General features: G+C 65.7%; 32 protein-coding genes and 1 pseudogene. 2 read left to right on the top strand and 31 right to left on the bottom strand.

Annotated elements, in window-relative coordinates; translation table 11 throughout:
• The 29 genes and pseudogenes from RB628_RS25510 to rpsJ all read right to left on the bottom strand — a co-directional run.
• Nucleotides 1-213, bottom strand: a pseudogene (locus tag RB628_RS25510) (DNA-directed RNA polymerase subunit alpha); the annotation flags it as partial.
• A gap of 127 nt (nt 214-340) precedes the next feature.
• Nucleotides 341-745 (bottom strand): 30S ribosomal protein S11, encoded by a 405-nt coding sequence (rpsK, locus tag RB628_RS25505; protein WP_003956432.1) that lies wholly within the window; start codon nt 743-745, stop codon nt 341-343.
• Between the two features lie 69 nt (nt 746-814).
• Nucleotides 815-1,195 carry a 30S ribosomal protein S13 gene (gene rpsM / locus RB628_RS25500; RefSeq protein ID WP_006376031.1) on the bottom strand — a complete coding sequence of 127 codons (381 nt, stop codon included), beginning with the start codon at nt 1,193-1,195 and terminating at the stop codon, nt 815-817.
• 190 nt (nt 1,196-1,385) lie between these two features.
• A complete protein-coding gene (rpmJ, locus tag RB628_RS25495; RefSeq protein WP_003998809.1) occupies nt 1,386-1,499 on the bottom strand; it encodes a 50S ribosomal protein L36 in 114 nt (37 codons plus the stop codon).
• 200 nt (nt 1,500-1,699) lie between these two features.
• Nucleotides 1,700-1,921: a translation initiation factor IF-1 gene (gene infA / locus RB628_RS25490; RefSeq protein WP_003948620.1), complete on the bottom strand. Its 222-nt coding sequence runs from the start codon at nt 1,919-1,921 to the stop codon at nt 1,700-1,702.
• 640 nt (nt 1,922-2,561) lie between these two features.
• Nucleotides 2,562-3,398, bottom strand: a complete 837-nt coding sequence (gene map / locus RB628_RS25485) for a type I methionyl aminopeptidase (protein WP_318322841.1) — start codon at nt 3,396-3,398, stop codon at nt 2,562-2,564.
• 179 nt (nt 3,399-3,577) lie between these two features.
• Nucleotides 3,578-4,240: an adenylate kinase gene (locus tag RB628_RS25480; protein WP_318322840.1), complete on the bottom strand. Its 663-nt coding sequence runs from the start codon at nt 4,238-4,240 to the stop codon at nt 3,578-3,580.
• Nucleotides 4,240-5,553, bottom strand: a complete 1,314-nt coding sequence (gene secY / locus RB628_RS25475) for a preprotein translocase subunit SecY (protein ID WP_318322839.1) — start codon at nt 5,551-5,553, stop codon at nt 4,240-4,242. The genes RB628_RS25480 and secY overlap by 1 nt, the downstream gene beginning before the upstream one ends.
• Nucleotides 5,554-5,798: 245 nt before the next feature.
• Nucleotides 5,799-6,254, bottom strand: a complete 456-nt coding sequence (gene rplO, locus RB628_RS25470; RefSeq protein WP_030671797.1) for a 50S ribosomal protein L15 — start codon at nt 6,252-6,254, stop codon at nt 5,799-5,801.
• Between the two features lie 2 nt (nt 6,255-6,256).
• Complete coding sequence (rpmD, locus tag RB628_RS25465; RefSeq protein ID WP_006376032.1) at nt 6,257-6,439, bottom strand: 50S ribosomal protein L30; 183 nt, start codon at nt 6,437-6,439, stop codon at nt 6,257-6,259.
• Entirely contained in the window at nt 6,439-7,044 is a 606-nt protein-coding gene (rpsE, locus tag RB628_RS25460; RefSeq protein ID WP_006376045.1) for a 30S ribosomal protein S5, read from the bottom strand. Before rpsE ends, rpmD begins: the two co-directional genes overlap by 1 nt.
• A gap of 71 nt (nt 7,045-7,115) precedes the next feature.
• Nucleotides 7,116-7,502: a 50S ribosomal protein L18 gene (rplR, locus tag RB628_RS25455; RefSeq protein WP_318322838.1), complete on the bottom strand. Its 387-nt coding sequence runs from the start codon at nt 7,500-7,502 to the stop codon at nt 7,116-7,118.
• Between the two features lie 3 nt (nt 7,503-7,505).
• Complete coding sequence (gene rplF, locus RB628_RS25450; protein WP_318322837.1) at nt 7,506-8,045, bottom strand: 50S ribosomal protein L6; 540 nt, start codon at nt 8,043-8,045, stop codon at nt 7,506-7,508.
• A gap of 21 nt (nt 8,046-8,066) precedes the next feature.
• The gene (rpsH, locus tag RB628_RS25445; RefSeq protein WP_055614920.1) at nt 8,067-8,465 is read right to left on the bottom strand and encodes a 30S ribosomal protein S8; all 399 of its coding nucleotides are present in this window, start codon (nt 8,463-8,465) and stop codon (nt 8,067-8,069) included.
• A gap of 219 nt (nt 8,466-8,684) precedes the next feature.
• Nucleotides 8,685-8,870, bottom strand: coding sequence for a type Z 30S ribosomal protein S14 (locus tag RB628_RS25440; RefSeq protein WP_003948630.1), 186 nt, complete (start codon nt 8,868-8,870; stop codon nt 8,685-8,687).
• Between the two features lie 5 nt (nt 8,871-8,875).
• Complete coding sequence (gene rplE / locus RB628_RS25435) at nt 8,876-9,433, bottom strand: 50S ribosomal protein L5 (RefSeq protein ID WP_318322836.1); 558 nt, start codon at nt 9,431-9,433, stop codon at nt 8,876-8,878.
• Nucleotides 9,433-9,756, bottom strand: a complete 324-nt coding sequence (gene rplX / locus RB628_RS25430) for a 50S ribosomal protein L24 (protein WP_006376030.1) — start codon at nt 9,754-9,756, stop codon at nt 9,433-9,435. Before rplX ends, rplE begins: the two co-directional genes overlap by 1 nt.
• Nucleotides 9,757-9,758: 2 nt before the next feature.
• Entirely contained in the window at nt 9,759-10,127 is a 369-nt protein-coding gene (rplN, locus tag RB628_RS25425; RefSeq protein ID WP_006376015.1) for a 50S ribosomal protein L14, read from the bottom strand.
• 104 nt (nt 10,128-10,231) lie between these two features.
• Nucleotides 10,232-10,522 carry a 30S ribosomal protein S17 gene (gene rpsQ, locus RB628_RS25420; RefSeq protein ID WP_318322835.1) on the bottom strand — a complete coding sequence of 97 codons (291 nt, stop codon included), beginning with the start codon at nt 10,520-10,522 and terminating at the stop codon, nt 10,232-10,234.
• The gene (gene rpmC / locus RB628_RS25415; RefSeq protein ID WP_005481220.1) at nt 10,522-10,746 is read right to left on the bottom strand and encodes a 50S ribosomal protein L29; all 225 of its coding nucleotides are present in this window, start codon (nt 10,744-10,746) and stop codon (nt 10,522-10,524) included. The genes rpsQ and rpmC overlap by 1 nt, the downstream gene beginning before the upstream one ends.
• Complete coding sequence (gene rplP / locus RB628_RS25410) at nt 10,746-11,165, bottom strand: 50S ribosomal protein L16 (RefSeq protein ID WP_006376050.1); 420 nt, start codon at nt 11,163-11,165, stop codon at nt 10,746-10,748. Before rplP ends, rpmC begins: the two co-directional genes overlap by 1 nt.
• Nucleotides 11,166-11,170: 5 nt before the next feature.
• On the bottom strand, nt 11,171-12,019 hold the full coding sequence (gene rpsC, locus RB628_RS25405; RefSeq protein ID WP_006376010.1) for a 30S ribosomal protein S3: 849 nt from the start codon (nt 12,017-12,019) through the stop codon (nt 11,171-11,173).
• Nucleotides 12,019-12,366 carry a 50S ribosomal protein L22 gene (gene rplV, locus RB628_RS25400; RefSeq protein ID WP_052859704.1) on the bottom strand — a complete coding sequence of 116 codons (348 nt, stop codon included), beginning with the start codon at nt 12,364-12,366 and terminating at the stop codon, nt 12,019-12,021. The genes rpsC and rplV overlap by 1 nt, the downstream gene beginning before the upstream one ends.
• Before the next feature lie 42 nt (nt 12,367-12,408).
• A complete protein-coding gene (gene rpsS, locus RB628_RS25395; RefSeq protein ID WP_006376029.1) occupies nt 12,409-12,690 on the bottom strand; it encodes a 30S ribosomal protein S19 in 282 nt (93 codons plus the stop codon).
• 12 nt (nt 12,691-12,702) lie between these two features.
• On the bottom strand, nt 12,703-13,539 hold the full coding sequence (gene rplB, locus RB628_RS25390) for a 50S ribosomal protein L2 (RefSeq protein ID WP_006376052.1): 837 nt from the start codon (nt 13,537-13,539) through the stop codon (nt 12,703-12,705).
• Nucleotides 13,540-13,577: 38 nt separating this feature from the next.
• The gene (rplW, locus tag RB628_RS25385; RefSeq protein ID WP_235475508.1) at nt 13,578-13,997 is read right to left on the bottom strand and encodes a 50S ribosomal protein L23; all 420 of its coding nucleotides are present in this window, start codon (nt 13,995-13,997) and stop codon (nt 13,578-13,580) included.
• Nucleotides 13,997-14,653 (bottom strand): 50S ribosomal protein L4, encoded by a 657-nt coding sequence (rplD, locus tag RB628_RS25380; RefSeq protein ID WP_318322834.1) that lies wholly within the window; start codon nt 14,651-14,653, stop codon nt 13,997-13,999. The genes rplW and rplD overlap by 1 nt, the downstream gene beginning before the upstream one ends.
• Before the next feature lie 7 nt (nt 14,654-14,660).
• A complete protein-coding gene (rplC, locus tag RB628_RS25375; RefSeq protein WP_318322833.1) occupies nt 14,661-15,305 on the bottom strand; it encodes a 50S ribosomal protein L3 in 645 nt (214 codons plus the stop codon).
• 17 nt (nt 15,306-15,322) lie between these two features.
• Nucleotides 15,323-15,631 (bottom strand): 30S ribosomal protein S10, encoded by a 309-nt coding sequence (gene rpsJ / locus RB628_RS25370; protein WP_003948644.1) that lies wholly within the window; start codon nt 15,629-15,631, stop codon nt 15,323-15,325.
• 492 nt (nt 15,632-16,123) lie between these two features.
• On the opposite strand from rpsJ, the gene RB628_RS25365 reads away from it, so the two are divergent.
• Nucleotides 16,124-16,825 carry a hypothetical protein gene (locus RB628_RS25365; RefSeq protein ID WP_318322832.1) on the top strand — a complete coding sequence of 234 codons (702 nt, stop codon included), beginning with the start codon at nt 16,124-16,126 and terminating at the stop codon, nt 16,823-16,825.
• A 41-nt stretch (nt 16,826-16,866) separates the two neighbouring features.
• Here the strand turns inward: RB628_RS25365 and RB628_RS25360 are convergent, their stop codons facing one another.
• Nucleotides 16,867-17,712 (bottom strand): hypothetical protein, encoded by an 846-nt coding sequence (locus RB628_RS25360; protein WP_318322831.1) that lies wholly within the window; start codon nt 17,710-17,712, stop codon nt 16,867-16,869.
• Nucleotides 17,713-17,772: 60 nt separating this feature from the next.
• Complete coding sequence (locus tag RB628_RS25355; RefSeq protein WP_318322830.1) at nt 17,773-17,961, bottom strand: DUF397 domain-containing protein; 189 nt, start codon at nt 17,959-17,961, stop codon at nt 17,773-17,775.
• 79 nt (nt 17,962-18,040) lie between these two features.
• Between RB628_RS25355 and RB628_RS25350 the strand changes: the two genes are divergently transcribed.
• Nucleotides 18,041-18,256, top strand: a complete 216-nt coding sequence (locus RB628_RS25350; RefSeq protein ID WP_318322829.1) for a hypothetical protein — start codon at nt 18,041-18,043, stop codon at nt 18,254-18,256.
• Nucleotides 18,257-18,299 lie beyond the last annotated feature (43 nt).

Raw genomic sequence — 18,299 nt, 5'->3', positions numbered from 1 at the left:
TTCCTTGACGCCCGGCACGGTGGTGAACTCGTGCAGAACGCCGTCGACACGGATGCTGGTGACAGCCGCACCCGGGATCGAGGACAGAAGGGTCCGGCGGAGGGAGTTGCCGAGGGTGTAGCCGAAGCCCGGCTCCAGCGGCTCGATGACGAACCGGGAGCGGAACTCGTCGACGACCTCTTCGGTCAACGAGGGACGCTGAGCGATCAGCATGCTGTGATCCTTCAGTCATGGGCACCCACTATTTGATGCCCGACTAGTACTACAAGGGTACGGGCGGTATGGCTCCGAAGAGCCATACCGCCCGAAACCCGAAACGACCGCAGATCAGATCAGAAGATCAGACGCGACGGCGCTTGGGCGGACGGCAGCCGTTGTGCGGAGTCGGGGTGACGTCCTGGATGGAGCCGACCTCAAGACCGGTCGCCTGAAGCGAACGGATGGCCGTCTCGCGACCCGAACCCGGGCCCTTGACGAAGACGTCGACCTTGCGCATGCCGTGCTCCTGCGCGCGGCGGGCGGCCGACTCGGCGGCCATCTGCGCGGCGAAGGGGGTGGACTTGCGCGAGCCCTTGAAGCCGACGTGGCCGGCGGAGGCCCAGGAGATCACGTTGCCCGAGGGGTCCGTGATCGAGACGATCGTGTTGTTGAACGTGCTCTTGATGTGAGCGTGCCCGTGAGCGACGTTCTTCTTTTCCTTGCGGCGCACCTTCTTGGCAGCGCCCTGACGACCCTTGGGGGGCATCTAATTCTCCTACGGGGAGGTGGTCGGTCCTACAGCGAAGACCGCTGATGAAGCGTTGTCCGCTGTGGACTACTTCTTGCCGGGCTTCTTCTTGCCGGCGATCGCGCGACGCGGGCCCTTGCGGGTACGGGCGTTCGTGCTGGTGCGCTGGCCGTGGACGGGCAGGCCACGGCGGTGGCGAATACCCTGGTAGCAGCCGATCTCGATCTTGCGGCGAATGTCGCCCTGGATCTCGCGACGGAGGTCACCCTCGGTCTTGATGTTGGCGTCCACGTACTCGCGGATCGCGACGAGCTGCTCCTCGGAGAGGTCCCGAACACGGGTGTTCGGGTCGATGCCCGTCTCCGCCAGCGTCAGCTGGGAAAGGGTCCGGCCGATGCCGAACACATAGGTGAGGGCGACCTCCACACGCTTCTCGCGCGGGATGTCAACACCGGAAACGCGTGCCATTCAATGGCTCCAGTTGTTGTTCGGAGGTCTTCCACAAGGCCGTTTCCCAGCCGCCGTATGAGGTACGAACTGGGTCCCCGGCCTCCGACCGGGGGTATCAGGTCCGTGAACTCCGGACCTGGGCCCTGCGTATGAACATGTACTGCTCGCGTCGCGCGAATTTCTGCGGGGTGCAGAAGGGGGTCGTGCGTCAGCCCTGGCGCTGCTTGTGCCGCGGGTTCTCGCAGATGACCATGACCCGACCATGACGGCGGATCACCCTGCACTTGTCGCAGATCTTCTTGACGCTCGGCTTGACCTTCATGGGGTGAGGTTCTCCGGGTCAGTGCCCCCACGCCAGGTGCACGCGGAGGGCGAGAGTAAAGATCTACTTGTATCGTTGGAGTTCTCTTCCTGACTGATCAGAAAGACTCTCCCCTGGATCGCTCCGGAGAGTTTGACAGGTGAGACCTGTCCGGCGACGACCCTCCCGGCCGCCGGGACGAGTACGGGACCCGCCCAAGCTCACTTGTACCGGTAGACGATCCGGCCACGAGTCAGGTCGTACGGAGACAGCTCCACCACGACCCGGTCGTCAGGGAGGATGCGGATGTAGTGCATACGCATCTTGCCGCTGATGTGTGCCAGGACCTGGTGGCCGTTCTGGAGCTCAACCTTGAACATCGCGTTCGGAAGAGACTCGACGACAGTGCCCTCGATCTCGATGGCACCTTGCTTCTTGGCCACGCTTCGCCCTTCGAATCGACTACCTTGATCGACTCCCATGCGTTCCCCAACGGGCGCATGCGGACATGCGGGTGCACGAGAGCTGACGAGTAAGTCTACGTCAGCGCACCCGGAAAGACGAATCGAGGAAGACTGCCCCGCATGGGTGATCCTTAACCAGCAAGGGGCACGCAGCACCTCCGGCGCCCGAGCACCGGACACCGGACAAAGCCCGGTGGGACCACACGGGCGAACAGAGGCAGACAGCTGATCCCGGGGGACCCAGGCCAAACCCCGGACCTGTATCCGGACCCCCGAAGCCGGGCACATGGGGCGCAGTCCCGCCGGGGCGCCGGAGCAGACCCCGAGCGGGCCCCGCCACCGGAGCGGACAGGGCTCAGCGGAACACAGCCCCCGCCCGCAACACCGAGGAAGCCCCGACCAAGGCACAGGAGCGGCGCGACAACCGCCCCGGGGGCAGGGGCAGAGCCCGGGGAGCCCACAGGACTCCGCCTCCCCACAAGGGCCGGCGGAGAAGCCGGAAGCGCAGCGCACGGGACGCCTCCCCGCGACGGCCCCAGGGGGCAGCGCGCCCTGGTGGGGTCGACGGGGCGGAGCCCCTGGGGATGGGACGGGTAGGGGCGGCGGGGGCGAAGAAAACCTACGCCAGCGGATCCGGCGCCGCAGTCACACCGTGCTCCGCCAACTTCGCCTTCCCCCCGTCGGGAGACGTAAGCACCAGCGGCCCCGCCTCCGTCAACGCCACGGAGTGCTCCCAGTGCGACGACCAGGTCCCGTCCGTCGTGATGACCGTCCAGTCGTCCGCGAGGACCTCGGTCTTCGGGGTACCCAGCGACACCATCGGCTCGATGGCGAGGCAGAACCCGGGGACCAGCTTCGGCCCCTTGCCCCGCTTGCGCTCGACGTAGTTCAGCAGATGCGGGTCCATGTGCATCTCGGTACCGATGCCATGCCCGCCGTAGTCCTCGATGATCCCGTACCGCCCGCCACCCGCCTTGGGCTGACGCCGGATGTACGTCTCAATCGCACGGGAGATGTCGACAAGCCGGTTCCCCTGCTTCATGGCGGCGATCCCCGCCCACATCGACTCCTCCGTCACCCGTGACAGCTCCACCAGCTCCGGAGCGTGCCCGGACCCCACGAACGCCGTGTATGCCGCGTCCCCGTGCCAGCCGTCGATGATCGCGCCGCAGTCGATCGAGATGATGTCCCCGTCCTTCAGCACGACCTCGTCGGACGGGATGCCGTGCACGACGACCTCGTTGACGGACGTGCAGATCGTGGCCGGGAACCCGCCGTACCCAAGGAAGTTCGGCTTCGCGTTGTGCTCGGCGAGCACCTTCCGCGCGACCTCGTCCAGATCCTTCGTGCTGGCGCCGGGCACGGCAGCCTCACGAGTGGCCGCGTGAATGGCGGCGACGACAAGCCCCGCCTCGCGCATCTTGGCGATCTGCTCGGGGGTCTTGATCTGCACCATGGGGACGACGGCCTTTCTTGGACCGATTGGACTGGACTGGGAGGGACTGGGCTGGGCGGGGACTGGGCTGCTGGACTGGGAGCGAACGAATGAACTCAACGATACGGGGACCCGCCCCCACGCAGCAGCCGCGGTCCCCTGACAGGAAACCGCGGCTGTCCGACGTACGAACGAAAGGACTACTGGCCCTCGCCATCACCCTTCAGCGCGGCCATCGCCTTGCCGGTGACGTCCTCCACCTTGCCAAGCGCCGAGATCGTCACCACGAGGCCCTGGGCCTTGTAGTAGTCGATGATCGGCTCGGTCTGGGTGTGGTAGACCTCCAGCCGCTTGCGGACCGTCTGCTCGGAGTCGTCGTCCCGCTGGTACAGCTCGCCGCCGCAGACGTCACAGACGCCCTCGGCCTTCGGCGCCTGGTACGTCACGTGGAAGACATGCGCCGAGTCGTTACGGCAGATGCGGCGGCCGGCGATGCGCTTGACCACCTCGTCCTCGGGGACCTCCAGGTCGAGGACCGCGTCCAGCTTCATGGACTCGGCCTTCAGCATCTCGTCCAGCGCCTCGGCCTGCGAGACGTTCCTCGGGAAGCCGTCCAGCAGGAAGCCGTTCACCGCGTCGGACTGCTCCATGCGGTCCTTGGCCATGGCGATCGTGACCTCGTCCGGCACCAGGTTGCCCGCGTCCATGTAGGACTTGGCGAGTTTTCCGAGTTCCGTCTGCTTGCTGATGTTGGCCCGGAAGAGGTCGCCCGTGGAGATGTGCGGGATCGACAGGTTCTTGGCGAGGAACGCGGCCTGCGTTCCCTTCCCGGCACCAGGCGGCCCGACGAGGACGATTCGCATCAGCGGAGGAACCCTTCGTAATTGCGCTGCTGGAGCTGGCTCTCAATCTGCTTCACGGTCTCAAGACCGACACCCACGATGATGAGGATGCTGGTCCCACCGAACGGGAAGTTCTGGTTTGCCCCGAAACCAACCAACGCCATCGTCGGTACGAGAGCGATCAGACCCAGGTACAGCGAACCCGGCCAGGTGATCCGGTTGAGTACGTAGCTCAGGTACTCAGCGGTGGGCCGGCCAGCCCGGATGCCCGGGATGAAGCCACCATACTTCTTCATGTTGTCGGCTACTTCTTCGGGGTTGAAGGAGATGGCGACGTAGAAGAACGCGAAGAAAACGATCAGCAAGAAGTACGTGGTGATGTAAATCGGGTGGTCACCCTTGGTCAGGTTCTGCTCGATCCACGTCTTCCAGCCGGACGTACCGCCGGAGAACTGCGCGACCAGCGCGGGGATGTAGAGCAGCGACGAGGCAAAGATCACAGGGATAATGCCGGCCTGGTTGACCTTGAGCGGAATGTACGTCGACGTGCCGCCGTAGGACCGGCGGCCGATCATGCGCTTCGCGTACTGAACGGGAATGCGGCGCTGAGCCTGCTCGACGAAGACCACCAGCGCGACCATGACGAGGCCGACGGCGATGACCGTGCCGAACTCGATCCAGCCGTCCGCCAGGCTGCCCTGGGTCTTGATGGCCCACAGCGCGGACGGGAAGGTGGCGGCGATCGAGATGAACATCAGGATGGACATGCCGTTGCCGATGCCGCGGTCGGTGATGAGCTCACCGAGCCACATGACGACGGCGGTGCCGGCGGTCATGGTGACGACCATGGTGATGGTCACGAAGATCGACTGGTCCGGGACGATCTCGCTGGCGACCGGGCAGCCGCTGAAGAGCGCGCCGCTGCGGGCGGTGGCGACGAGACCGGTGCCCTGCAGGATGGCGAGCGCCACCGTCAGGTAACGCGTGTACTGCGTGATCTTCGCTGTACCGGCCTGGCCCTCCTTCTTGAGGGCTTCCAGACGCGGGATCACCACGGTCAGCAGCTGGAGAATGATGCTCGCCGTGATGTACGGCATGATGCCGAGCGCGAAGACCGTGATCTGCAGCAGCGCGCCGCCGCTGAACATGTTGACCAGACCGAACAGGCCCTGGTTGCCCTTCGCCACGTCGATACACGTCTGGACGTTCTGATAGTCGACACCTGGGATCGGGATGTGTGTGCCCACCCGATAGATCCCGATGATGCCGAGCGTGAAGAGCAGCTTCTTGCGCAGGTCGGGCGTCTTGAACGCCCGGGCGAACGCGGTGAGCACGGTGCCTCCTGCGACCCCCGCGCTACTGCGTCAGAGGTGACGGTCTTGAGGTTCGACGGATACGTTGACAGATAACTAACAGCCAAGAGGCGTCCGGAGTTCCTCGTGAGCACACCGGACTCAAATTGACATTGCTGGCCACCATACCGGCGACCATGCCTCCCTAGGAACGACCAACCGGGGATACCCCATTTGTGGGGTATCCCCGGCAGGGATCGCTCAAGTCATCGAGACGCCTGTGGTGTTCAGACGAGCTCGGTGACGGTACCGCCGGCGGCGGTGATCTTCTCCTTGGCGGAGCCGGAGACGGCGTCGACCGTCACCTGCAGCGCCACGGAGATCTCGCCCTGGCCGAGGACCTTGACGAGGCTGTTCTTGCGAACGGCACCCTTGGCGACGAGACCCTCGACGGTGACCTCGCCACCCTCCGGGTACAGCGCGCCCAGCTTGTCGAGGTTCACGACCTGGTACTCGGTCTTGAACGGGTTCTTGAAGCCCTTGAGCTTCGGGAGACGCATGTGGAGGGGCATCTGGCCACCCTCGAAGCGCTCCGGAACCTGGTAACGGGCCTTCGTGCCCTTGGTACCACGTCCAGCCGTCTTACCCTTCGACGCCTCACCACGACCCACACGGGTCTTGGCGGTCTTGGCGCCCGGGGCGGGACGGAGGTTGTGGATCTTGAGCGGGTTGTTCTCCGCCATGATCAGTCGACCTCCTCAACCGTCACGAGGTGGCGGACGGTGTGAACCATTCCGCGGAACTCGGGGCGGTCCTCCTTGACGACCACGGTGTTGATTCCCTTGAGACCAAGGGACCGCAGGGTGTCACGGTGGTTCTGCTTGCTGCCGATGTACGACTTCGTCTGCGTGACCTTGAGGCGAGCCATTACGCACCCGCTCCCGCACGTGCACGAAGCAGAGCCGCGGGGGCGACGTCCTCGAGGGGCAGACCGCGGCGGGCCGCGATCTCCTCGGGACGCTGCAGGCCCTTGAGGGCCGCCACGGTCGCGTGCACGATGTTGATCGCGTTGGACGAGCCGAGCGACTTCGACAGGATGTCGTGAACGCCGGCGCACTCCAGGACAGCACGCACCGGGCCACCGGCGATAACGCCGGTACCGGGGGAAGCAGGCTTGAGCAGGACGACGCCCGCGGCCTTCTCGCCCGTGATCGGGTGCGGGATGGTGCCCTGGATACGGGGGACCTTGAAGAAGTGCTTCTTGGCCTCTTCAACACCCTTGGCGATCGCGGCCGGCACCTCCTTGGCCTTGCCGTAACCGACACCGACGGTGCCATCGCCATCGCCCACTACGACGAGCGCAGTGAAGCTGAAGCGACGACCACCCTTCACAACCTTGGCGACGCGGTTGATCGCGACAACGCGCTCAACGTACGCGGTCTTCTCGGCGGCAGCAGCGCCGCCGTCACGGCCCTTCCGGTCCCGCCGCTCGCCGCCACCGGCACCGCTTCCGCGGCGCTGGGGTCCAGCCATTGGATTACCTCTCTCTTTTTCCGCTAGCTACGCTGCGCTGCGACGGTTAAGTCGCGAGCGCGACGGGCGGCTCAGAACTTGAGCCCGGCTTCGCGGGCGGCGTCGGCCAGGGCGGCGATACGCCCGGCGTACCGGCTGCCACCACGGTCGAACACGACGGTCTCGACACCGGCGGCCTTGGCGCGCTCGGCGACGAGTGCGCCGACCTTGCCGGCCTGCGCCGACTTGTCTTCGCCCTCGTTACCGCGGATCGAGGCGTCCAGGGTCGACGCCGACGCCAGGGTGTGACCCTTGATGTCGTCGATGACCTGGGCCACGATGTGGCGGTTCGAGCGGGTTACCACCAGGCGGGGACGCTCACCCGTTCCGTTGACCTTCTTACGGATCCGGATGTGACGCCGCTTGATGGCAGCACGCTTGTAAGCGTCGCCCTTAGCGATCTTCGTACCGTATGCCATGGCTTACTTACCCGCCTTTCCGACCTTGCGGCGGATGACTTCGCCCTCGTACTTGACACCCTTGGCCTTGTACGGGTCGGGCTTGCGCAGCTTGCGGATGTTGGCCGCAACCTCGCCGACCTTCTGCTTGTCGATGCCCTCGACCGAGAACCGCGTCGGGTTCTCGACCTTGAAGCTGATGCCCTCGGGCGCTTCGACGGTGATCGGGTGGCTGTAGCCGAGCGCGAACTCGAGGCTCGTGCCCTTCGCCGCCACGCGGTAACCGACACCGCTGATCTCGAGCTTCTTCACGTAACCCGCGGTCACGCCGGTGATCATGTTCGCCACCAGCGTGCGGGACAGGCCGTGCAGGGCCTTGTTCAGACGCTCGTCGTTGGGGCGGGTGACGTTGAGAACGCCGTCCTCACCCTTGGCGATGTCGATCGGCGCAGCGACGGTGTGGGAGAGAGAACCCTTGGGGCCCTTCACCTGGACCGTACGGCCGTCGATGGTGACGTCCACGCCGGCGGGAACCGTGATGGGGAGCTTGCCAATACGCGACATAGCTGTTTCCTCCGTTCCCTTCTACCAGACGTAGGCGAGGACTTCTCCGCCTACGCCCTTCTTGCCGGCCTGCTTGTCGGTGAGGAGACCGTGCGACGTGGAGATGATCGCCACGCCGAGGCCACCGAGCACCTTGGGCAGGGAGGTGGACTTCGCGTACACACGCAGACCCGGCTTCGAAATCCGCTTGATGCCCGCGATGGAGCGCTCACGGTTCGGGCCGAACTTCAGCTCGAGGACGAGCTTCTTGCCGACTTCGGCGTCCTCGACCTTCCAGCCGGTGATGAAGCCCTCCTGCTGGAGGATCTCCGCGATGTGCGACTTGATCTTGCTGTGCGGCATCGCGACATCGTCGTGGTACGCCGAGTTCGCGTTACGCAGACGAGTCAGCATGTCCGCGATCGGATCAGTCATGGTCATGAATTGGCCTTCGGCCTCTCTCGCCGGGGTTTCCTGGATGCGCCATCCCTCTCCCCACTCACTCAGTGGCGGGACGGGTGCGGTGCGGGGGACCTACGGCGTAGTAAGTCGTACGGGCGGCAATCAGGCGCCCAACCCTCCAAGCCTAAGCCATGAAAGGGTGGGCGCCTGACACGCCCATTGCTTACCGAGAGCTTCGGGAATCCCTGAAAAGCAGGATTACCAGGAGCTCTTGGTCACGCCCGGCAGCTCGCCACGGTGAGCCATCTCACGAAGGCACACGCGGCACAGGCCGAACTTGCGGTACACGGAGTGCGGACGGCCGCAGCGCTGGCAGCGCGTGTAGCCACGTACTCCGAACTTGGGCTTACGAGCAGCCTTGGCAATCAGAGCCTTCTTCGCCATCTCGCTTACGCCTCCTTGAAGGGGAAGCCGAGGTGACGGAGAAGGGCACGGCCTTCGGCGTCGTTGGTCGCCGTGGTCACCACGGTGATGTCCATACCCCGGACGCGGTCGATCTTGTCCTGGTCGATCTCGTGGAACATGACCTGCTCGGTGAGACCGAAGGTGTAGTTGCCACGGCCGTCGAACTGCTTGGGAGACAGACCACGGAAGTCGCGGATGCGCGGCAGCGCGAGCGACAGGGTGCGGTCCAGGAACTCCCACATACGGTCGCCACGAAGCGTGACGTGGGCACCGATCGGCTGACCCTCACGCAGCTTGAACTGCGCGATGGACTTGCGGGCCTTGGTGACGGCCGGCTTCTGACCGGTGATCGTGGTGAGGTCGCGGATGGCGCCCTCGATCAGCTTGGAGTCGCGGGCGGCGTCGCCCACACCCATGTTGACCACGATCTTGACGAGGCCGGGGATCTGCATGACGTTCTCGTAGGAGAACTCCTCACGCAGCTTGCCCGCGATGTCCTCGCGGTACTTCGTCTTGAGACGCGGAGTCGTGGTGGTAGTCATCAGATGTCCTCACCCGTCCGCTTGGCAACGCGGATCTTGTTGCCCTCGTCGTCGAAGCGGTAACCGACACGCGTGACAACCTTGTTGCCGTCCTTCTCAACGACCAGCTGGACGTTGGAGACGTGGACGGGCGCCTCGGTCGTGACGATGCCGCCGGCCTGCGAACCCTTTGCGGTCGGGCCGGCCTTGGTGTGCTTCTTGACCCGGTTGACACCCTCGACCAGGACGCGGTCCTCACGGGGGAAGGCCGCGATGACCTTGCCCTGCTTGCCCTTGTCCTTACCGGTGATGACCTGAACCAGGTCGCCCTTCTTGATCTTCATGCTTACAGCACCTCCGGCGCGAGCGAGATGATCTTCATGAACTTCTTCTCGCGCAGCTCCCGGCCGACCGGGCCGAAGATACGGGTGCCACGAGGGTCGCCGTCGTTCTTCAGAACAACAGCGGCGTTCTCGTCGAAACGGATGTACGAGCCGTCGGGACGGCGGCGCTCCTTGACGGTGCGAACGATGACGGCCTTGATGACGTCACCCTTCTTCACGTTGCCACCGGGGATCGCGTCCTTGACGGTGGCGACGATGACGTCGCCGATGCCCGCGTAGCGGCGACCGGAGCCACCGAGGACACGGATGCAAAGGATTTCCTTCGCACCAGTGTTGTCGGCGACACGCAGTCGCGACTCCTGCTGGATCACGTCTATCTCCTGATTGTCTGCCGGTTCCCGGCGAGCTCCGCAAGTGTTCTACGGAGCTCACCGAGCCTGGCGGAACTGTCCTGCGAGGATGCCCGCAGGAGGACTTACTTGGCCTTCTCGAGGATCTCGACGATGCGCCACCGCTTCGTGGCGGACAGCGGCCGGGTCTCCATGATGAGGACACGGTCACCGACGCCTGCGGCGTTCTGCTCGTCGTGGGCCTTGAGCTTGTTGGTACGGCGGATGACCTTGCCGTACAGCGCGTGCTTCACGCGGTCCTCGACGGCGACGACGACGGTCTTGTCCATCTTGTCGCTGACGACGAGACCCTCACGGGTCTTGCGGAAGCCACGGCCTTCAGTGGTGCTCTGCTCAGTCACGTTGCTCTCGCTCATCAGGCGCTCTCCACCGTCTCGATGCCCAGCTCGCGCTCACGCATCAGGGTGTAGATCCGCGCGATGTCCTTTCGGACGGCCTTGAGCCGACCGTGGTTCTCGAGCTGACCGGTCGCCGCCTGGAAGCGGAGGTTGAACAGCTCTTCCTTGGCTTCGCGGAGCTTGTTGAGAAGCTCCTCGTCACCCAGTTCGCGCAGCTCGGACGCCTTGGTACCGGCCGACATCACGCTTCACCTGCCTCGCGCTTGACGATCCGGCACTTCATCGGCAGCTTGTGGGCTGCGCGAGTGAGGGCCTCACGGGCGATCTTCTCGTTGGGGTAGGACAGTTCGAACATGACCCGGCCCGGGTGCACGTTCGCGATCCACCACTCAGGGGAACCCTTACCGGAACCCATGCGGGTCTCGGCAGGCTTCTTGGTGAGCGGGCGGTCCGGGTAGATGTTGATCCAGACCTTGCCGCCACGCTTGATGTGGCGGGTCATCGCGATACGGGCCGCCTCGATCTGGCGGTTGGTCACGTACGCCGGCGTGACGGCCTGGATGCCGTACTCGCCGAACGAGACCGTCGTACCGCCCTTGGACATGCCACGGCGCTTCGGGTGGTGCTGCTTGCGGTGCTTGACCCTACGGGGGATCAGCATTTCGGTCAGGCCTCCGTTCCGGTGCTTTCAGCAGCCGGAGCGGCAGCCGCCGGAGCCTCGGCCTTGGGGGCCTCGGCAGCGGGAGCCTGCTGCGGCTTGCGGCCGCGGCCGCCACGCTCGCCACCACGGCCACCACCACGGGCCGGACGGTCGCTGCCGCCACCGGCACCGCCACGGGCCGGGCGGTTACCCGCACGGGCAGCAGCGTTCTCGGCGCGGACCTCGGCGATGTTCTTGACGTCGCCCTTGTAGATCCAGACCTTCACACCGATACGGCCGAAGGTCGTCTTGGCCTCGAAGAAGCCGTAGTCGACGTTCGCGCGGAGGGTGTGCAGGGGCACACGGCCCTCGCGGTAGAACTCCGAGCGGGACATCTCGGCGCCGCCGAGACGGCCACCGCACTGGATCTTGATGCCCTTGGCGCCGGCCTTCATCGACGACTGCATGCTCTTACGCATGGCACGCCGGAAGGAGACGCGGGAGGACAGCTGCTCGGCGACGGCCTGAGCGACCAGCTGAGCATCGAGCTCGGGGTTCTTGACCTCGAGGATGTTGAGCTGGACCTGCTTCTTGGTCAGCTTCTCCAGGTCGCCGCGGATACGGTCGGCCTCGGCGCCACGGCGGCCGATGACGATGCCCGGACGCGCGGTGTGGATGTCGACGCGGACGCGGTCACGGGTGCGCTCGATCTCGACCTTCGAGATACCGGCGCGCTCCATGCCGGACGTCATCATCCGACGGATGGCGACGTCTTCACCGACGTAGTCCTTGTACAGCTTGTCGGCGTACCACCGGGACTTGAAGTCCGTGGTGATGCCGAGCCGGAACCCATGCGGGTTAACCTTCTGGCCCATTACCGGGTTCCTTCCTTGCTGCTGACGACCACGGTGATGTGGCTGGTCCGCTTGCGGATCCGGTAGGCGCGGCCCTGGGCACGCGGACGGAACCGCTTCAGGGTCGGACCCTCGTCGACGTACGCCTCAGTGATGACGAGGCTGCCGGCGTCGGTGTGGTCGTAGTTGTGTGCGGCGTTGGCAATGGCGCTGTCCAGCACCTTGCCAACCGGCACGCTCGCGGCCTGCGGGGCGAAACGCAGGACCGCCTGAGCCTCCGTGGCGTCCATGCCACGGATAAGGTCCACCACGCGGCGGGCCTTCATGGGCGTGACGCGGATGTACCGCGCCTGGGCCCTGGCTTCCATGGTTGTCCTTCCAGTGTCTGTCATGGTCGATTCCACCCCGCGTTAGCGGCGCTTCGACTTCCGGTCGTCCTTGACGTGACCCCGGAAGGTGCGCGTCGGCGAGAACTCGCCGAGCTTGTGGCCGACCATCGACTCGGTGACAAACACCGGAATGTGGGTCTTGCCGTTGTGCACCGCGATCGTGTGGCCGAGCATGGCCGGGATGATCATCGAGCGACGGGACCAGGTCTTGATGACGTTCTTGGAACCGGCTTCGTTCTGTACGTCCACCTTCTTGATGAGGTGGTCGTCGACGAAGGGCCCCTTCTTGAGACTGCGCGGCATCTAAACCCGCTCCTAGCGCTTCTTGTTCGTCTTGCGGCGGCGGACGATGTACTTGTTCGAAGCCTTCTTCGGCGAACGAGTACGACCCTCCTTCTGACCCCACGGCGAGACCGGGTGACGACCACCGGAGGTCTTGCCTTCACCACCACCGTGCGGGTGGTCAACCGGGTTCATCGCCACACCGCGAACGGTCGGACGGACGCCCAGCCAGCGCTTACGGCCGGCCTTGCCCCAGTTGATGTTGCTCTGCTCGGCGTTGCCGACCTCGCCGACCGTGGCGCGGCAGCGCTGGTCGACCAGGCGGATCTCACCGGAGGGCATACGAAGGTGGGCCATCGTGCCCTCCTTCGCCAGCAGCTGCACCGAGGCACCGGCCGAGCGGGCGAACTTGGCGCCGCCACCGGGACGGATCTCGATCGCGTGGATCGTGGTACCGACCGGGATGTTGCGCAGCGCCAGGTTGTTGCCCGGCTTGATGTCGGCCCCGGGACCGTTCTCGACGCGGTCACCCTGCGACAGGTTGCGGGGGGCGAGGATGTAGCGCTTCTCGCCGTCCGCGTAGTGCAGCAGCGCGATGCGCGCGGTGCGGTTGGGGTCGTACTCGATGTGCGCGACCTTCGCCGGCACGCCGTCCTTGTCGTGACGACGGAAGTCGATCACTCGGTAGGCGCGCTTGTGTCCGCCACCCTGGTGGCGAACGGTCACACGACCGGAATTGTTACGGCCGCCCTTGCTGTGCAGGGGGCGAACCAGCGACTTCTCCGGCGTGGACCGCGTGACCTCGACGAAGTCGGCGACGCTGGAGCCACGGCGGCCCGGCGTAGTCGGCTTGTACTTGCGGATTCCCATTTCTCAGTCCTCGTCCGATATCGGACGATCCGACCCGCTTACGCGGACGGACCGCCGAAGATGTCGATACGGTCGCCCTCGGCGAGGGTCACGATCGCGCGCTTGGTGTCAGCGCGCTTACCGAAACCGCTCTTGGTGCGCTTGCGCTTGCCGATGCGGTTGATCGTGTTGACCCCGGTGACCTTGACCGAGAAGACCGCCTGGACGGCCTGCTTGATCTGGGTCTTGTTGCTTCCGGGAGCGACGATGAACGTGTACTTGTTCTCGTCGATGAGCGCGTAGCTCTTCTCGGACACGACCGGCTTCAGCAGGACGTCACGGTGGTCCGTGAACGACTTGCTGATCGGCGTGACGACGGTGTTCTTGCCCTCGGCCTCGTGCCGCTTCGCCTTGGCGACGCGCGCGGCCTTGGCGGCCTTGGCCGCCTTGGAGGCAATGGCGGGGTGACGGATGGCCATCAGACCTCGCTCCCTTCGGTGTCAGTGGCCTTGGGGCCGGACACGAAGGACTCGAAAGCGGCCTGGGTGAAGACCACGTCGTCCGAGACGAGAACGTCGTACGTGTTCAGCTGGCCCGGCTCCAGGATGTGCACCTGGGGCAGGTTGCGGGCGGAAAGCAGCCCGGCCTCGTCGGAGCGCTCGATGACCAGGAGCACGTTCTTGCGCTCGCTGACCTTGCCGAGGAAGCTCTTCGCGGCCTTGGTGGAGGGGGTGTCGCCCTCGATCACGCCGGTGATGACGTGGATTCGAGCGTTGCGGGCCCGGTCGGTGAGGGCGTGGCGCAGGGCCGCGGCCTTCATCTTCTTGGGGGTCCGCTGCGAGTAGTCACGCGGCTGCGGGCCGTGGACGACGCCACCGCCGGCGAACTGCGGCGCACGGGTCGAACCCTGACGGGCGCGGCCGGTGCCCTTCTGACGGTAGGGCTTCCTACCGCCACCACGGACCTCGGCGCGGGTCTTGGTCTTGTGCGTGCCCTGACGGGCAGCGGCCAGCTGTGCGACGACGACCTGGTGAAGCAGCGGGATGCTGATCTTCTCTACGTCGAAGATCTCCGCGGGGAGTTCGACGCTTCCGGCCTTCTCGCCAGCGGGCGAAAGGATGTCAACAGTGCTCATCGGTACCTCAGGCCCCCTTGGCCGCGGTGCGGACCAGGACGAGGCCGCCGTTCGGACCAGGAATCGCGCCCTTGATGAGCAGCAGACCCTTCTCCGCGTCAACGGCGTGGACGGTCAGGTTCTGGGTGGTGACCCGCTCGTTGCCCATGCGGCCCGCCATGCGCATGCCCTTGAAGACACGGCCGGGGGTGGCACAGCCACCGATGGAGCCGGGGGAGCGGTGCTTGCGCTGGACACCGTGGCCGGCGCCGAGTCCCTTGAAGTTGTGACGCTTCATGACACCGGCGAAGCCCTTGCCCTTGCTGTTGCCGGTCACATCCACCTTGACGCCGGCCTCGAAGGTCTCGGCGGTGATCTCCTGGCCGAGGGTGTACTCGCTGGCGTCAGCGGTACGGATCTCGACGAGGTGGCGGCGGGGGGTGACGTCAGCCTTGGCGAAGTGACCCTTGAGGGGCTTGTTCACCTTGCGAGGGTCGATCTCGCCGAAGGCGATCTGGACCGACTCGTAGCCGTCGGAGTCATTCGTACGGACCTGGGTCACGACGTTCGGACCGGCCTTGACGACGGTGACGGGAACAACACGGTTGTTCTCGTCCCACACCTGCGTCATGCCGAGCTTCTCGCCCAGGATGCCCTTGATCTGCTTAGCCATTCTCAGATCACCGTTCCCTAGAGCTTGATCTCGATGTCGACACCGGCCGGGAGGTCGAGTCGCATCAGAGAGTCAACGGTCTTGGGCGTCGGGTCGAGAATGTCGATCAGGCGCTTGTGCGTGCGCATCTCGAAGTGCTCGCGCGAGTCCTTGTACTTGTGCGGCGACTTGATGACGCAGTACACGTTCTTCTCAGTGGGCAGCGGCACCGGGCCCGCGACCGACGCACCAGTGCGTGTCACCGTCTCGACGATCTTCTTCGCCGAGGAGTCGATGACCTCGTGGTCGTAGGCCTTGAGCCGGATGCGGATCTTCTGTCCCGCCATGGCTACTCAGTAGTCCTGTCTCTTCGTACGCTCTGGAACCCGGTGTTCCGTCTACTTCTTCGCCCTGCTTGTCCGACCCACGCGGTCGGGTGTGTCGCGCTCTCACCGACACAGATGTCCCATATGAGACGTCCCTGCACGGGAAGCACGGCCCTTCCGGAACCGCGGGCCGGGGGCGAATGCGCCAGATTCTCCTGACGCGAACCCACCGGATGCCTGGCCGGCGCCGCACTGACACTTCCCGAAAGATTCCCGTACGTCCGCCCCAGCGCTGCCTTACGACAGATTGGGCGACGAGTACTGTGGGACTCGCTTTCGGTCCTCCCGGCGGGAGGCGCGCAGCATCGACAACTCGACCGAGCAACTCGGACAGTCTGCCATACGGGGCAGGGCCTCCGCCAATCGAGCGGGAGAGAATACCCCCAGGGTGACGAAGGTCAAACCCTTGCGGGGCATGTCCCCCGGTCGGCGGCATCGGCCATGATCCCTGGTGTGGCGCATGACATGGACCTGAACACGGCGGCGGCCCGCCTGGAATCGCACATACGGGTCTGGCGAGCGGAGGGCCTGCGAGTCCCGGACGTCCTGTGGGCAGGGGATGCAGACGCCCTGGCCGTACGGATCGAGTCCCCGGCTTGGCAGGTCCAGCTCACCGTGGAGCTGCACGGAGCCAACCGGGCACGTGTCTTCTTCCTCTCGGCGGCCGAGCCCGTCGGAGAAAGTCACCGGGTCTCGTCCCTCGACGCGTGGAGCGCGCTGCTGACGGAATCGGTGGCCCGCGCCTCCCGCCTACGCCTGGTGCAGGCCCGCCTGCTGACCAACACCTGTACAACCGGCTGGCTGGACTGGATCCACGGCGAGCTGTGGCTGCTCCCCGAGGGCCTGGTGCGCATCCGCAGCGGTCTGCTGACGACGCTGGTGAAGTCCGGCGGCTCCGGTCCGACCCCACGGGACCCGTACCGGCTCGTCACCCACGACGCGGAGACCGTCCTGGCCGCCCATCCCACGAACAAGCTGATCCCGTTCGCGGGGATGGGCGCAGCGCGCCTGCACGGCGGGGTGACCACCTCCGGACTGGAGGTGGTCATGACGGACGGCACCCGCCACAAGCTCCTGTGGGCGTCCTGGGACCCGGCCCGGCGACTCCTGCGGGAGCGGTTGCTGCCACTGCTGGGAGCACGGCTCACGCACTGACCGGACGCTCCCGCCATGGCCCTGCCGACTTCGTACGACGATCAGCGCACGTCGATGTAGTCCTGGCCGCTGGTCGCGGTGCCGGTCGTGGTGTTGCCGTAGTACACCCACCGGAAGAACCCGTCGGTGGAGGCCGTGACCGTGGTGCGGAGGGCGCCCGCGCTGTTGGTGGTGACCTTCTTGAGCGTCTTGAAGGTGGTGGCGTTCTTGGCGCGGAACTGGAGGCTGACCGTGCTGTTGGCGTAGGGGCCGTTCTTGTGGGTGGTCCAGTTCGCCCGGGTGAGCTTGCCCGCGACGGTGATCTTCTTGCCCTTGGTGACCGGCTCCGGTGTGGCGTCGGCGACGGAGAGCTTCGCGGCACGCCTCAGGGAGACGGTTCCGGGCCTTGTCTCATACTCCTGGGCGGTGACGGGGCCATCGCCGGGCGGGAACAGACGGAGGGACACGCCGATCTTCCACTTGGTGGCATCGCTGTTGGAATCGACCTGCTCCTGCGCCGGGTGGGGGTCGATGTACAGCGTGCCCTCGCAACGGGCCCTCTTGAGGCTGAGCTCGTAGCAGGTGTAGCTGCCCGGTCCTATGTAGTCCTCTCCGGTGTTGGCCGACGCCGTAATGCTTCCCCGGTACAGGAAGGGGTGCGCGGCATAGCGGAACGGGTGGTCTGTGTCGTACCCCGGAGGCAGAGCGATATTGAACGTGACGGGCGGTTCCACCACCCGTGCCGTGCCGACCACCACCGGCTTCCCGTTGTTGATGACAATGTCCGTCAGAACGATGCCCGTGTCCTTCGCCTGCGCGGCCGGGGCGTTGAGCACCGAGAGCGCGAGGGCTCCGGCTGTCGCGATCACGGCGGCGGTACGTCTTCGGCCACGTATACCCGTGTTCATGCACACCTCTCCGATGTCCCAGGGGATTCCCAAGGGAGCGGAAAGGCTACACCGGTGTGATCAACTGGCGGACGCGTACGAGATGAACTCGGCCCAGGCGGTGGGGGCGAGGGTGAGGCGGGGGCCCTGGGTGGCTTTGGAGTCGCGGATGTGGACGGCACCGGGGGCGGTGGCTGTCTCGTCACAGTCACTGGGGTTGCTGCTGTCGCTGTGGCTGCTCTTGAACCAGTTGAGTGCCGTGGCGCTCATGGTGCTCCCGGCGCTAGCTCGCCGAAGGCCAGCGACTCCCCCGGGGAGAGCGCCCGACGACCGGGGACAAGCGTCCCTGTTGGCCGCCGCGCACCCCGGGACCGCGCAACGCCTGCTGTGGGAGGCACTTGCCTCATCTCGGGGGCGCACCCTCGTCAACTGCATCACCACGCCCAGCCAGTGGGCGGTCGACGTCGGCCTCGCCGCCCGTCTCGACATCGGGCAGGAGGGCTACATCGCCGTCCGTGACATGCCTGCCCCGGCTCCCTACCTGGCCAGCGGGCACTTCCTCTGACCCTGGCGGGCGCAGGTACAAGTCCCCGTCCTCGGTATCCGTC

This window comes from Streptomyces sp. ADMS (genome assembly GCF_033441795.1).
In the GTDB taxonomy this organism is placed as follows: domain Bacteria; phylum Actinomycetota; class Actinomycetes; order Streptomycetales; family Streptomycetaceae; genus Streptomyces.
Note: the sequence above shows the minus strand (reverse complement) of the source record. Positions and strands in the feature narration are given on the sequence as shown.